Annotated in this window: 12 protein-coding genes; 7 read left to right on the top strand and 5 right to left on the bottom strand. The window is 43.3% G+C overall.

Features of this window, described 5'->3' with window-relative positions; all coding sequences use genetic code 11:
• On the bottom strand, positions 1–1,438 hold a 1,438-nt coding region (locus tag ACRBG0_RS22460), incomplete at its 3' end, for a DEAD/DEAH box helicase (RefSeq protein WP_431489087.1).
• Positions 1,439–1,730: 292 nt separating this feature from the next.
• Between ACRBG0_RS22460 and ACRBG0_RS22455 the strand changes: the two genes are divergently transcribed.
• Genes ACRBG0_RS22455 through ACRBG0_RS22440 form a run of 4 tightly spaced genes read left to right on the top strand, consistent with a single transcriptional unit; the run spans position 1,731 to position 5,636 of the window.
• Positions 1,731–3,974, top strand: a complete 2,244-nt coding sequence (locus ACRBG0_RS22455) for a hypothetical protein (protein WP_431489086.1) — start codon at positions 1,731–1,733, stop codon at positions 3,972–3,974.
• A gap of 57 nt (positions 3,975–4,031) precedes the next feature.
• Entirely contained in the window at positions 4,032–4,601 is a 570-nt protein-coding gene (locus tag ACRBG0_RS22450; protein WP_431489085.1) for a DUF1572 domain-containing protein, read from the top strand.
• Between the two features lies 1 nt (position 4,602).
• The gene (locus tag ACRBG0_RS22445; protein WP_431489084.1) at positions 4,603–5,199 is read left to right on the top strand and encodes a transferase hexapeptide repeat family protein; all 597 of its coding nucleotides are present in this window, start codon (positions 4,603–4,605) and stop codon (positions 5,197–5,199) included.
• A 14-nt stretch (positions 5,200–5,213) separates the two neighbouring features.
• Positions 5,214–5,636, top strand: a complete 423-nt coding sequence (locus ACRBG0_RS22440) for a hypothetical protein (RefSeq protein WP_431489083.1) — start codon at positions 5,214–5,216, stop codon at positions 5,634–5,636.
• A 22-nt stretch (positions 5,637–5,658) separates the two neighbouring features.
• On the opposite strand, the gene ACRBG0_RS22435 is transcribed toward ACRBG0_RS22440, so the two are convergent.
• Complete coding sequence (locus ACRBG0_RS22435) at positions 5,659–6,705, bottom strand: response regulator (RefSeq protein ID WP_431489082.1); 1,047 nt, start codon at positions 6,703–6,705, stop codon at positions 5,659–5,661.
• Positions 6,706–6,748: 43 nt separating this feature from the next.
• The gene (locus ACRBG0_RS22430; RefSeq protein WP_431489081.1) at positions 6,749–8,008 is read right to left on the bottom strand and encodes a PAS domain S-box protein; all 1,260 of its coding nucleotides are present in this window, start codon (positions 8,006–8,008) and stop codon (positions 6,749–6,751) included.
• A gap of 304 nt (positions 8,009–8,312) precedes the next feature.
• On the opposite strand from ACRBG0_RS22430, the gene ACRBG0_RS22425 reads away from it, so the two are divergent.
• Both ACRBG0_RS22425 and ACRBG0_RS22420 read left to right on the top strand, forming a co-directional pair.
• A complete protein-coding gene (locus ACRBG0_RS22425; RefSeq protein ID WP_431489080.1) occupies positions 8,313–8,759 on the top strand; it encodes a CBS domain-containing protein in 447 nt (148 codons plus the stop codon).
• A 120-nt stretch (positions 8,760–8,879) separates the two neighbouring features.
• Positions 8,880–9,155, top strand: coding sequence for a thioredoxin family protein (locus ACRBG0_RS22420; RefSeq protein WP_431489079.1), 276 nt, complete (start codon positions 8,880–8,882; stop codon positions 9,153–9,155).
• A gap of 95 nt (positions 9,156–9,250) precedes the next feature.
• On the opposite strand, the gene ACRBG0_RS22415 is transcribed toward ACRBG0_RS22420, so the two are convergent.
• Both ACRBG0_RS22415 and ACRBG0_RS22410 read right to left on the bottom strand, forming a co-directional pair.
• The gene (locus ACRBG0_RS22415) at positions 9,251–10,855 is read right to left on the bottom strand and encodes a SulP family inorganic anion transporter (RefSeq protein WP_431489078.1); all 1,605 of its coding nucleotides are present in this window, start codon (positions 10,853–10,855) and stop codon (positions 9,251–9,253) included.
• 198 nt (positions 10,856–11,053) lie between these two features.
• Positions 11,054–11,584 carry an RNA polymerase sigma factor gene (locus ACRBG0_RS22410; protein ID WP_431489077.1) on the bottom strand — a complete coding sequence of 177 codons (531 nt, stop codon included), beginning with the start codon at positions 11,582–11,584 and terminating at the stop codon, positions 11,054–11,056.
• Positions 11,585–11,768: 184 nt separating this feature from the next.
• Here ACRBG0_RS22410 and ACRBG0_RS22405 point away from each other — a divergent pair, with 184 nt between their 5' ends.
• Positions 11,769–13,535: a peptidase domain-containing ABC transporter gene (locus ACRBG0_RS22405; RefSeq protein WP_431489076.1), complete on the top strand. Its 1,767-nt coding sequence runs from the start codon at positions 11,769–11,771 to the stop codon at positions 13,533–13,535.
• The last annotated feature ends 1 nt before the right edge of the window (position 13,536 follow it).

Genomic DNA, 13,536 nt, shown 5'->3' with positions numbered 1-13,536 from the left:
GAATACCGGCGACTTCTTTCTTACCGATGTTGATAAACATCCGCTGGTATTTACCCGGCGACTTACGAACCTCACTTTCTTTTCTGTGGTTTTTGCCTTTATTGGCATTACGTGGGTCTAGTAAATATAAAGCTTCGCGCTGATAATGGACAGGTAGTTCACCAAAGTTAAGCGCAGCAACACGCTGGATCAGCTCCTCTTTACTCAGGTCAAAAAGGGTCACTTCCAGTTCTGCGGTAAGGGGCGCCAAGGCCGGAATAGTTTTGGCTTCGAGAAGGCTTTGGAAAGTACGCTGTAGGCGGCGTTCTACCAATCCTAATACACTTGGCGGCTCTGTTTCATTGAACTGGAGGTTCATCTGTCTGTCGAGGCCCCTTAGCTTGTGACGGTCATTGGGGTGCAACAACATGATGGATTTACCTTTCTCGCCAGCGCGTCCGGTACGACCAGAGCGGTGAGCGTAAAAGGCCCAATCATCGGGGATGTTGAGGTGGAAAACGTGAGTGATCCCCTGTACATCGAGTCCGCGAGCAGCTACATCCGTAGCAATTAAAATCCGTACACGCTTACTACGAAAACGCTCCATAGCCCGGTCGCGTTGGGCTTGGGAAAGATCACCGTTGAGAACGTCTACGGCGTAGCCATCGCGTTGCAGATCATCGGATAAGCTTAATGTTTCGGCACGGGTGCGACAGAAAACCAGCGCGTAAAGCTCGGGGTCTGAATCGAGGTAGCGGCGCAAAACTTCCAGTCGCTCACGAGGGCGAGCTACGATGAACTGGTGATCAATATCTTCATTGGTCTGGCTGGTGTCACCCACTTTAATTTCGTGGGGGTCATGCATATAATGCTTGGTCAGCCTTCTTACTTCTTTAGGCATGGTCGCCGAAAAAAGCCAGGTACGTCGTTCGGAAGGAACGCTTTCCAGGATTTCGTCGATTTCTTCCTTAAAGCCCATATTGAGCATCTCGTCGGCTTCATCAAGAACAACGGTTGTGATGGAGTCGAGTTGGATTGCTCTACGCTTAATAAGATCACGTAAACGACCGGGGGTAGCTACAACGAGCTGAGAACCGGCCTTGAGTTGTTTCATCTGTGCCCAAATGTCAGCACCTCCGTAGACCGCTGTAATATTGAGCATTGGCCGGAAAAGCGCAAATTGTTGCAGCTCCTTGGTGATCTGTACACACAATTCACGGGTAGGCGCAAGAACCAGCCCCAAGGGCTTACCGATGCTGAGGTCCATACGGTCAATGAGGGGGAGGCCAAAAGCAGCAGTTTTACCTGTGCCTGTTTGTGCCAAGCCCACGAGGTCGCGGTCACCAGCGAGGAGAAAGGGAATAGCCTCTTGTTGGATGGGGGTAGGTTCTACAAAACCCAATTCAGCAATAGCGTCTAAAAGCGGTTGGGACAAGCCCAGAGAAGAAAAATCTGACATTAAAATAGTACTACGAATGAAGAAACGACGGGAATAAAAGAATAGCGTTCCTGAATTAAGCCGCAAAGGTACGATTTTAAATAATGATAATGAGTTTTTTGTCTGATTATGCGTTAATTAGGAGTGATTAGTTTGTGTGGAAAATGAGTAGATTTTCTATGTTTAGTCGTTCTCTTTGATGGATGACAGGTACTGCCCACTCGCATTAGAGGACGAAAAACGTTTATGTATAGGTATTCCCCAATACGCTAAAAGCTTATATTAGCTGTTATTTTGACAAACAAACGCGCTCATGAAAAATATACTGCTCTTACTAGGGCTATTGGTTTCCATTGGTTCCATTGCCCAAACGCCATTCGTCAGTTGTTTTGGAGAAACCGCTAGCATAAATCATTGGAGTGACTTTACGCGCTCGGAAGATGGGAAGTACCTTTTGCATGCTTATGGTAATTATGACGATCCTACCGCTATAGATGTAAGAACCTACCAATTGTCTGTCCCTGGAGGCCTGACGGATAGTTTGACTACCTTTTTACCTGGCCGGCAATACCTGTCTAGTGCGGAAGAAAACGGAAATGGAGGCGCTATTTCCTGTGGCATTTCCTATAGCTCTCTAAAAGGGGGTAGTGATATTATGGTTAATTATCTCGATGCCAGCGGAAAGACAATACGCAGTTTTACTTTTGGAACGGAAATGGACGAGAGACCGATTCAGACAGGAATAGATGAGCAGCAAAATTATTTTATTGCGTATTACCAAAGCACCACAAAATATGGCCGCTATCACACTAACCGAGTTCGAAGCTTCAATTCGACAGGAGAAATGGTTTATGATGTTGATATGGGATTTACGGGAGGGCTTCTTCTCGACGTGGTTCCGCTTGGTAGCGGTGAACTTGTGGTGTTAGGCACTCACAAAACATCTGCTACTACGCATGATGTAGTAATTACCAGGCTGGCTGCTGACGGCACAGTACTGTGGGAAAAAGGGCTGAATGATTCTAATGACGGTGTTTCCATGATTACCAGAGGTTTTCTGGAAAGGGGAGTACTTTATTTGATTGACTACACGACGAAAAAGATCATTGGTTTGGGTGTAGGCAATGGAGAAATCCTTACGGATTTGAGCTACCCAAAAGAGGTGAGAGGGGATTTCCTTTTCCCGTTTGCTAAATTCCAGGATGACTTCTGGATCATGAGTCGACAAAACATATACCAGTTGGCTTCAAAAAAGTATGGGTATAAACTTATCGGTACTTACCCTCTTGAAAAGACAATTATCAGTAGCGCACGTTTTTACCCGGAAGGCATATGCGAGTATTTGGATGATGACGGAGCGTTGGTGCGATTTGATATGAATACCACAAGTTTTACCACACTTGCAAAAGGTAGCCTTACAAATCAAAGCACCATTCAGGATGAGGTTGTTGATGTTGAATTGGTAGGAGACAAAATTTTTACGGGAGTTAAGAGAATGACTAGAGGGCTTTTTACGAGTATCACAAAACAGTTTTCATTAGACGGTGAACTAGAAGGCAGTATTACTTCTGAAGCCCGAGAGGATATTATGAAAAATGCGTCTTTGGTGATGCTGGAGGACGGTGGTTTTGCATCGGTAATTGCAGATGTAGACGATAGCTACCGTTGTGAGTTGAGAGTGGATGTCTACGGTGTAACGGGGGAATTGAACCAACAAATCTATTTGCTGGAGGCTAGTTCTCAGATTATTAATAATCCTCAAGTAGTCGTAATTCCTGGTAACAAAATTGCCGTATACGGGCACTACAAAAATTTCAGCGCGCGCACGGAAGAGCATCTTTTATGGAATGTCGATCTGGAAAATCCAGCATTCAGACGCACACAAGGTTTAAATTTTACCGACCATGATCAGCAGTTCTTTGGCCTGCAAGAAAGAACAGTGGGCTTTGTTTCCTCTTTTTTGGACAACAATTTGACCGTTCGTAAAGTCAGCGTCGACAATGGTTTGGTTTGGGAAACCACGAAATCATTCGCCCAACTAGAAGATCCCAGGATATATAGTAACTTCCGAGGATTCAACAGGGCGAAGAACAAATTGGTAGCGGTTCCTGATTCAGAAGGCGTCCTGCTGGGTGTGAATATTCAGCGTGGTGGTGATCCGCCTGTTTATTACCTGGAGTTTTTTGATGCCAAAGGCATGAATACGAGGAGTTTTACGTCGAAAAATACACAATTAACTGCCGGGGTAGATTTTTTAAACGCAAGTCAAGTTGTTGTTGTGGGCTGTGGTAGGAACACACAGCAAACAGGAGAAACAGATATTTATCAACTTAATTACGAGGTTTATGACCTCACAGGTGGGCTGGTCAAAGAAGTGAAAATACCAGTGGCTTACGAGATTACCATTACCAATGTAGAGGTATTGGATAATGGCTTCATTGCCGCCTATGGATCGATTTATAGAGATGCTGACGTCGATGCAATACTTATTGTGATGAGCCAATCAGGTGAGATAGTAAACGGTTTGGAGTGTTTTGCGCCAACGCAAAAGAAGTAAGGGGACTGTTGTTTTGTCTACTTTTCCTTAAATTGTATCTCTCTAAAACACATAGCAATGACCACCAATTACCTCGATAGCGCCCGTAAGCAATTCCAGTATTATAAAACACTGGGAGATCGAACGATGGATCAATTGACCGACGACCAGCTATTTTGGCAATATAATCCTGAAAGCAACTCCATCGCTATCATCGCTAAGCATTTGTGGGGTAATATGTTGTCGCGTTGGACTGATTTTCTGACTACTGATGGTGAAAAAGAATGGCGCCAGCGGGAAGCTGAGTTCGATGCGGATATAAAAAATCGCAAGGAGTTGCAGCAAAAGTGGGAGGCCGGATGGCAGTGCTTATTTACGGCTTTGGATACGGTGGATGAAGAAAATTTTGATACCATTATCTATATTCGAAACATGGGCCACACTATAGTGGAGGCGATCAATCGGCAACTTGCTCATTATGCTTATCACGTAGGGCAAATGGTGTATCTTGGTCGTATGTTAAAGGGGGCAGAATGGGAAAGCTTGTCTATTCCTCGTGGAGAATCTGCTGCCTACAATGCTAAAAAATTTAGTCAACCCAAGCACCGTGAGCATTTTACGGAAGAATGGAGAAATAAGAAAAAATAATATGTTTTACGCTTTTAAAGGCTTCCAACCGGTTGTTCACCCTACTGCTTTTGTACATCCGCAAGCCACGGTGACGGGGAATGTCGTTATTGGTGCCGATGTTTATATTGGGCCTGGCGCGGCGCTACGAGGAGACTGGGGCGGTATTGTTATAGAAGACGGTTGTAATGTGCAGGAAAACTGTACTATACACATGTTTCCAGGTGTGACGGTGTTGCTGGAGGAAGGCGCTCATGTAGGGCACGGCGCGATCATTCATGGTGCCCGTTTGGGGCGTAATGTAATGATCGGTATGAACAGTGTTATCATGGACGAAGTTGTGGTAGGAGCGGGGAGTATCATTGGTGCACTCTCTTTTGTGAAAGCTAAGACGATTATTCCTGATCGCAGTTTGGTGGTAGGGAATCCGGCCAAAATCATCAAAGATGTAAACGACGAAATGCTGGCCTGGAAAACCAAAGGCACTCGCCTGTATCAACAATTGCCCTCCGAGCTGCACGCCCAATTGGAAGTTTGTGAACCCTTGCGAGAAATTCCTGCTGATCGACCTGCGCAGGAGAGTCTTTATACTACTTGGGAAACTATAAAAGGGAGTTGAGGCCCGGTAACCAAATGATAGATCAACTTATAAATTGGGGTAATGCCGATCCAAGAAAGCTATTTCTGCTAGATGGGCTAGGGGCTATATTGTCGGCTTTCTTGTTGGGCGTTGTTTTGGTTGAATTTGAGGAATACTTTGGAATTCCCAGGCCAACACTTTACATCCTTGCGCTATTGCCGTGCTTATTTGCAGGTTATGATTTTTTCTGTTACCAGAAGAAAAGTGGAAATATCGGCTCCCTTTTGAAGGGGATAGCCTTCCTAAATGTAGGTTATTGCTTGCTGTCTATTGGATTAGCTATCTATCATTACGAGAAGGTTACCTATCTCGGATGGGGGTATGTTTTGATTGAAATTTTAATTGTGATGACGATCGCAAGGATTGAACTCAAGGCAGCAGACTCGTATCCAGATAACAAAAAGCGTGTGCCTTGAGCAGGACATTAAGCAGTGAGCTTTACCCCATGATTCCATTAAGTTTATCGATATCGAGGATATGTATGCGGCCATCGATGATCTGGATGTAGCCGCTTTCGCGGAAATCGGTGAGGGTACGAATTACGCTTTCTTTAGCAGTACCAACCATTTTGGCGAGGTCTTCACGTAGGATATCAAACTCCATGGTGTTTTCCTTTTCTGCAATGACGACCAATGTGTCGGCTACTCGTTTGCGGATCGAGTCATAGGCGAGTTGCATCAGTTGTTCTTCCTTGTCTGCAACATTATTGGCCAACATTTTTATCATGCGGGAGGTGACATTAGGGTTGGCAGAGAGTAATTTTTCGAAATCCTCCCTTGGAATCAATCGAAGTTCGCTGTCCTCCATCGCTGCGGCGGTAAAAGAATAGCCTTCCTGTCCACTGATCAATGGGGTATAGCCTAAGAAATCGCCCTCCTGGCAGTAGTTGATAATGTACTCTTTACCAAAATCATTGGTTTTGTAGAGCTTGATTTTACCATTTTCTACCAAATATAAATAACGGGGATAATCGCCTTCCGTAAATACCTTTTCTTTTCTGGTGTAGCTGCGCAGGCGGTGGTCTGTAGAGAGTTTTTTTAGTTCGGCATGGCCTCTGGCTTCGTCGATGAAGGCGCTGAAGGTAACGGAGGTTTGGCTGAACTGCCGTTGGAGGCGCTCGTGTTTAGCGAGGCGTTGCTGTACGACTTCGAGGAGCTCGTCTTTATAAATTGGCTTCATCAGGTAGTCGTCTGCTCCGAGGTTCATGCCTCGGCGTAAGTCTTCTTTCTCTGTTTTTGCCGTTAGGAAAATAAAAGGAACCCCCAGGGTAGTCTCTTTCTGACTCAGTATTTTTAAAACGCCATAACCATCCAACTCAGGCATCATGACATCACATAGAATCAGATCAGGGGGGGCTGCCAGCGCCTTTTCAACTCCTTCTTTACCATTGATCGCCTCCTCAATGCTGTAGCCATAAAGGCTGAGGATTTCCGAGAGATTCTCCCTAACCTCGGCGTTGTCTTCAATGATGAGTATACGTTTCATTATTATTAGTTTAATATTGTAAAGCAACGGTTTTTTACCAGTTCTAGATCGGTAAAGTAATTCGAAAAACGGAGCCTTTGCTCATTTCGCTGGTAAATTCAATTTTTCCTTTTAGTAAATCGAGATACTGTTGTACAATGTGCAGGCCTAGCCCAGTGCCCTTAATGTTTTCGACATTATGTGCTCGGAAAAATCGAGTGAATAGATGTTTCTGGTCTTCTTTGGGGATGCCCATGCCTTCGTCTTTAATCACAAAAGTAATAGCTGTTTCGTCTTTTTCCACATCAAGATAGATGGTTTGCCCTTTTGCGGAATACTTGCTGGCATTGGAAAGAAGATTGAGTAAGATATTACGCAACATTTTGGGGTCGGTGGTGATGATCCACTTTTCCTTCCGAGAAGGGAACGCTAATTGTTGCCCATCTTTAAGTAGTAGGTTAATTTCATCTTCCATTTCACGAAGAAAGGCTGCCAGCTCAAGTTTTTCCAACTGCACATCGAGTTTCCCTTCTTCCAATCTGCTCAAGGATAAGAAATCATTGAGGATATCGTTGAGGTTGCCAACAGCAGCTTTTATTCGGTCGATATGGCGAAGCCGCTTGGAGTGCTGTTCCTCGGTATGATACATTTCCACCAACTCTGTAGAGCTTAGTATGGTACTCAATGGTGTACGGAATTCATGAGACGCCATACTGACAAAGCGACTTTTCAGCGCATTTAGTTCTTTCTCTTTTCTAAGGGCTTGTTGGAGTTCTTGTTCTTGCTCGCGAAGCTGGTTTTCGACGGCTTGCTTTTCCTCGATTTCTTGTTTAAGGAGCTGGTTAGTACCTAGAAGCTGGTCTACGGCATTGGCCAAGTCTTCGGTGCGTTGGACGACCTTTTCTTCGAGGGCACGATTAAGTTCCATAATGCGCTGTTCCGCAGCTTTAATATCACTGAGGTCATGGACAACCCCAGTGTACATGCGCTGACCATCAATGGTCATTTGGCTTACGGCTAAGCGAAAAGGGAAGACGGTACCATCACTACGAAGCCCTTCGACCTCTCGGCCTTTGCCAATTATCTTAGCCTTACCAGTACGATGGTAATTGTCCATGTAGTCGTCATGTTCTGCATGGTAAGGAGAAGGCATCAATATATTGATCTTTTTCCCCATTACTTGTTCCGGCTGGTAAGCAAATAGCTTTGCGGCAGATGGATTGATGGTTTCGATAAACCCTTTTTCATCTATAGTAATAATGCCATCGGTAGCAGTATTGATAATGGCTTCCAGTCTTCTTGCTTCGGCAGTTAATGCCTTCATTTTCTCCATTTTTGAAAGGTAAGCAATGACGGGAAAATATCCCTAATCCATTGCGGAAAATGTGATTGATCCTTGTCAATCTATCGGAAGCCGTATGTTACTAGCCTTCCTTTTAAATACAAATTAGGCGAGATTTGAAGATCATCAGGTAAGTGAAAATCATAAAGGAGGGTGACAAATGTCATCATTTATGCCTACCGAATTGGCCGATCTTGCAGATGTAATCAAAAGCAAGGTGGATTTCTTGAAAAGAAAACACTAAGCTAACTAACACAACTAATTTCCAAGATCAAATTTTTTCATTATGAATATCATTGCACCGGTTTCTACAATTATGAGTACGCGTTTGATAACTGTAAATCCAGATGATAGTTTGGAAACGATCAAAACTCATTTTGATAGCAACAGTATTCACCATATCCCCGTAGTACGTTATAAGAAACTTGTGGGGATTATTAGCTCTACCGATTTTAACCACTTCCTCAGAGGGTTTACCCGCAATGAGCAGGATTCTTTGTTGGAGAGTGTACGCTTGAGAGCGTGGAAAGCGGAAGATATTATGACGAAAAAGTTAGCGAAAGTAGAGAGTGGCGACCCTATCAGAACTGCTTTGGAAGTCTTTAAAACCAATCGCATTCACGCTTTGCCAGTAGAAGAAAATGGCGAGTTGGTCGGTATTGTTACTACTTATGATATTATCTGCACTCTTGCAGAGGAAGAAATAAAATTAGAGGATTATAAGCGCCTTTAAATTTAAGATATCAGAGGAAGAGGTGATAGCTAGTATATTGCCTGCTTCCTGTGGTACTTGTAACCTTTACAGCTTTGTGCAAAAGCGTTTTTGTTTTTGCACAAAGCTAAATATTTTTTTATGATAGCGATTCAACTGTTCGGTATCACAGAATCCAAAAACCTGGTAGCTTGGCGTGAGCTGGTTAATGAGGCATTAGAAGAATTGGAGATAGACTTCAATATTCAGGTAGTAAGTGATCTGGAGCAGTTTATCCGTTATGACCTTATTGGAATTCCTGCGCTGGTTATTGGAGAAGAGGTTCTGTTTCAACGTGAGCTGCCTGACTTACAAGAGTTGGTGGCCATCTTGAGGGAGAAGATAGAAAATACAGAACCAAATCAGTCGGTTGCTTGATTTGGCTCTGTATTCTTCTTCTAAGTAAGACTCCCTGGATGGGGAGTTTGTGATACGCTTTTTCTTTTCTTTTCTTTGGCGTATTCTAATTGAATCTAATCCACTGGTTCTACAGGGATGCGTGCGCCAGCTTTTTGTTTCCTGGAAGAAGACTCTAAATCCATTGTTTCAGGATTTAGGCCTATAAAGCTGAGGTCAATATTTTTGTAGGCAGCGTTGGCTTTGTATTCCATAATGATCTCTTTGATATCATAATCAATATGAAGGGTTTGAGTCGCATCAATGATTACCTTACTGTCCTTAGGAAGCTTTTTAAGACTTAACAACATACTGGCTTTGTTTAAAAAGGATACGTCCTCTGCCAGTTCAAGATGAATAACACCAGCATCTTTGCGTTTGTCTTCTACAAAATATGGCGTCTTGTAATTGTTAAGTAAGATGTAGAATATAGCTACTACCATTCCTATACCTATTCCTACTAATAAGTCTGTAAAAAGAATAGCTACAATAGTGACCACAAAAGGCACTAGTTGCTTGTTGCCTAGTCGGGCCATTTCCTTAAATAGGGATGGCTTTGCAAGCTTGAATCCTACAACAATAAGAATAGCTGCCAAGCTCGCCAGGGGAATCATGTTGAGTAGCTTTGGAATAACCAATACGCTTCCCAAAAGCATTAGTCCATGAATGAATGCTGCTGCTTTCGTTTTACCTCCTGATTGGATGTTGGCAGAACTTCTAACAATTACCTGGGTCACGGGCAGCCCTCCAATCAATCCACTAATAAGGTTACCGACACCCTGTGCCTTCAATTCTTGATTTGTGGGCGTAAGCCGCTTGTAGGGATCAAGTTTGTCCGTAGCTTCTACACATAGTAAAGTTTCAAGACTGGCTACAATTGCAATGGTAATAGCTGTAACCCAGATCGCTGGATTGCTCCATTGGCTAAAATCAGGAAGTGTGAAAAGTCCGATAAATTCTCCCCATCCATCCGCTATAGGTAAGGTGACAAGGTGCTCTGGTTCCAGGTTCCATGACGTTCCCATGAGGACTTGCTGAATAATTATTCCTAAAGTAACCACTACTAGCGGCCCCTGAATGATATTCGTGATTTTGAACTTTTTAATGAAAGGCTGTTGCCATAAGATCAAAATGCCCAAGGACAAGACACTAATTAACAAAGCCCCAGGAGTAATAGCACTTAGCATGTGTTCTAGTGCAGAAAAGGTGGTCTCTCCGTCTATTTGCTTGAACGCAAAATCTCCTTCCGGGTCACTATCATAACCAAAGGCATGGGGGATTTGCTTCAGTATGATGATTAAACCAATACCAGAAAGCATCCCTTTGATCACGGAAGAGGGAAAGAAATAACCGATAACACCGGCTTTCGCAAAACCAAGGACGATTTGGATAACTCCCGCAATAGCTACCGATAATAGAAAAGCTTCGTAACCCAAAGTTTGGATGGCCGTAAGTACAATAACTGCTAAACCAGCAGCAGGACCACTAACGCCGAGAGGAGAACCCGAAAGCAGAGCAACGACGGTGCCACCCACAATACCTGCAATGATACCAGAAAAAAGTGGAGCTCCAGATGCCAGTGCAATACCTAAACAAAGCGGAACAGCTACAAGGAAAACAACCAGTCCTGCTGGTAGATCTGATTTTAGTTCAGAGAAAAATGCGGACTCTTGTGACTTCATAAGTTTACTATTTAGCTTTCTGTTTTTTGCAAGTGTTTCACCCTAAGGTGAGTAAGAAAATCACAAATGTAATAGTTTTACTATTATTTGTGGGTTATTTGTGGATTTTTTTATTCAAGTAAGTGATAAGGCCGAAAAAAAACGCCCAATAACTTGATGTTGGGCGTTTTTCTACGAAGAAAAAAGGGGGGGAATGCTTTAGTTTAATAGCTCTAGAAGGCTTTTAGTTTGGTAATGACGCTTGACACTTGCTTTTAGTAATTTCCGTGCTTGGTGGATTCTACTTTTAATCGTTCCCAGTGGTAAGTCCATCTCACTTGCAATCTCTTCGTATTTATATCCCCGGAATGCCATTAAGAAGGGCTTGCTTAGGCCTTCTTCTAGCTGGTTCATGGATTTCATTAACTCCTGCATGGTTACTTTACTTTCCCCATCATTACGAGTAGCACTAGTTTGGGTTAGCGTCACGCCAGGGATTTGGAGCTCAGCAGCTTGCTGCTTACGCTTGCGCTTGCGCCATTCATTTATGAAAGTATTACGCATGATTGTCATCAACCAAGCCTGAAGATTAGTTTTAGGTTGATAAAGGTGACGATATCGCATTGCTTTATATACAGTATCCTGAAATAAATCTTCTGCATCGTTCTTGTCACGGGTCAATTGTAGCGCAAAGGCTTGTAAATTGGGGGTGTGGCTCTGAAAGAGTTGGCCGAAGTTTGCAGTCGTCATAATATTCTAATCTAGAATGTTAATTATTTATGCAAATATAATAGTAAAACTATCATTTTTGTTTATAAAACTATTTTATTTTTCAATAAATGATTTATTTCGCACCTTTTAGTTACGATTGTTGTTGTTTATGTCGTATCGTAAAAAAATAATCTCACAAAGAGGTTACAACCATTGATATCTTATGTCTCAATTGAGTTCATTAAAGCGTCTTTTTAAGCTGTTAGAGCCAGACAGAAAAGATGTTGCTTACATATATCTTTACGCCATTTTCGGTGGGCTCCTTACACTTACTTTGCCTTTGGGTGTGCAAGCCGTCATTGGTTTGGTACAGGGAGGAGATGTTTCTTCTTCTCTGGTCATTCTGATCGCGGTTGTTACATTGGGTACTCTTTTCTCAGGGGTATTGAAAATAATGCAGATCACTGTTGCCGAGACTTTGCAAAGGAGAGTATTTGCTCGTTCTGCATTTGAGTTTGCTTTGAGGATTCCCAATTTACGAATGGATGCCTTACAGCAAGATTATCCTCCGGAGTTGGTGAATCGTTTTTTTGATACACTCACGGTGCAAAAGGGCTTGCCCAAGGTGTTAATGGACTTTTCTACCGGTATTATACAGATCATTTTTGGATTGATTCTCATTTCTTTTTACCACCCTTTCTTTGTGTTTTTTGGTATTAGCGTGCTGGTTTTGCTATTTGCGCTACTCCGCTGGACGGGCCCAAAAGGATTAGAAACCAGCCTGATCGAGAGTAAGTATAAATATAAGGTAGCGCATTGGCTACAGGAGGTGGCGCGAACGATGGTCACTTTTAAGCTGGCGAGCGGTGCGCGCTTATCACTCAGTAAAACCAATAGTTTGGTAGATAGCTATCTGACCGCACGGGGAAATCACTTCCGGGTACTTGTCAATCAATATGGCTACATCGTGATTTTCAAAACCTTGGTAACTGCGGTTCTATTAGCACTTGGCGGTATACTCGTTATTGATAATCAAATTACTATTGGGCAATTTGTAGCAGCAGAAATTGTGGTGTTATTAATTCTGGGCTCTGTCGAGAAGGTAATTCTAACCTTGGCAGATGTTTATGATTTACTCACCGGGTTGGAAAAGATGGGCTATTTCACGGATATTCCACTGGAACCCGATGAAGGGATGGATTTTGAACGCGTGGATACCGGAAAAGGGATGGAGCTTGAGGTTCAAGACCTTAGTTTTCAATTCAGCGATAGTGATCAGCCTACATTACGAGATATTAATTTTAAGGTTAAATCTGGTGAAAAGATATGTATTGCCGGCTATAACGGTTCTGGAAAGTCAACGCTAGTTCAGGTGATTTCCGGTTTGATGCTTAACTATAAGGGTACTATTAGTTATAATAATGCACCGATGTTTAACTTCAATTTGCGCAGCCTGCGTAGCTACATAGGAGACCACGGTAGCCAAGAGGATGTTTTTCAGGGGACGCTTTGGGAAAATATATGTTTGGGTCATGAAGATATTGATTTTCAACAGATTGTATGGGCGACCCGTCAGGTAGGGCTCGAGAATTTTGTCAAGAGTTTGCCCAAAGGTTACGATACACTACTGCTACCTGGTGGCCGCAACCTGCCGCAAAGTGTACAGACGAAAATATTACTGGCTCGTAGCATTGTCTCACAGCCGCGCTTGCTGGCCTTAGAAGAATTCCTCAATCGCCTCCAGCCAGAGGAACGTGAGCGTATGTCGGATATGCTGACCGATCGCAGCCAGCCCTGGACCCTGGTGGCTGTTTCTAATGACCCATTACTGGCAGCTCGCTGTGAACGGATAATCCTCATGGAAAATGGGAAAATTATCGCAGAAGGTAATTACGAAGAATTACGAGATAGCCCTCATTTTGAGCGTATCTTCCAAATGAGTACTCCAAATGGCCAGGCTATTCAACCTAAATGGCAGGAAAAAAAATAAG

The sequence above is a fragment of the Lewinella sp. genome, from assembly GCF_050633125.1.
In the GTDB taxonomy this organism is placed as follows: Bacteria; Bacteroidota; Bacteroidia; order Chitinophagales; family Saprospiraceae; genus Lewinella.
Note: the sequence above shows the minus strand (reverse complement) of the source record. Positions and strands in the feature narration are given on the sequence as shown.

What these genes read in the sequence shown, in the direction of transcription:
- ACRBG0_RS22455 (WP_431489086.1), top strand. Translation starts at nt 1,731, where the DNA reads ATGAAAAATATACTGCTCTTACTAGGGCTATTGGTTTCCATTGGTTCC.
- ACRBG0_RS22450 (WP_431489085.1), top strand. Translation starts at nt 4,032, where the DNA reads ATGACCACCAATTACCTCGATAGCGCCCGTAAGCAATTCCAGTATTAT.
- ACRBG0_RS22445 (WP_431489084.1), top strand. Translation starts at nt 4,603, where the DNA reads ATGTTTTACGCTTTTAAAGGCTTCCAACCGGTTGTTCACCCTACTGCT.
- ACRBG0_RS22440 (WP_431489083.1), top strand. Translation starts at nt 5,214, where the DNA reads ATGATAGATCAACTTATAAATTGGGGTAATGCCGATCCAAGAAAGCTA.
- ACRBG0_RS22435 (WP_431489082.1), bottom strand. Translation starts at nt 6,705, where the DNA reads ATGAAACGTATACTCATCATTGAAGACAACGCCGAGGTTAGGGAGAAT.
- ACRBG0_RS22430 (WP_431489081.1), bottom strand. Translation starts at nt 8,008, where the DNA reads ATGAAGGCATTAACTGCCGAAGCAAGAAGACTGGAAGCCATTATCAAT.
- ACRBG0_RS22425 (WP_431489080.1), top strand. Translation starts at nt 8,313, where the DNA reads ATGAATATCATTGCACCGGTTTCTACAATTATGAGTACGCGTTTGATA.
- ACRBG0_RS22420 (WP_431489079.1), top strand. Translation starts at nt 8,880, where the DNA reads ATGATAGCGATTCAACTGTTCGGTATCACAGAATCCAAAAACCTGGTA.
- ACRBG0_RS22415 (WP_431489078.1), bottom strand. Translation starts at nt 10,855, where the DNA reads ATGAAGTCACAAGAGTCCGCATTTTTCTCTGAACTAAAATCAGATCTA.
- ACRBG0_RS22410 (WP_431489077.1), bottom strand. Translation starts at nt 11,584, where the DNA reads ATGACGACTGCAAACTTCGGCCAACTCTTTCAGAGCCACACCCCCAAT.
- ACRBG0_RS22405 (WP_431489076.1), top strand. Translation starts at nt 11,769, where the DNA reads ATGTCTCAATTGAGTTCATTAAAGCGTCTTTTTAAGCTGTTAGAGCCA.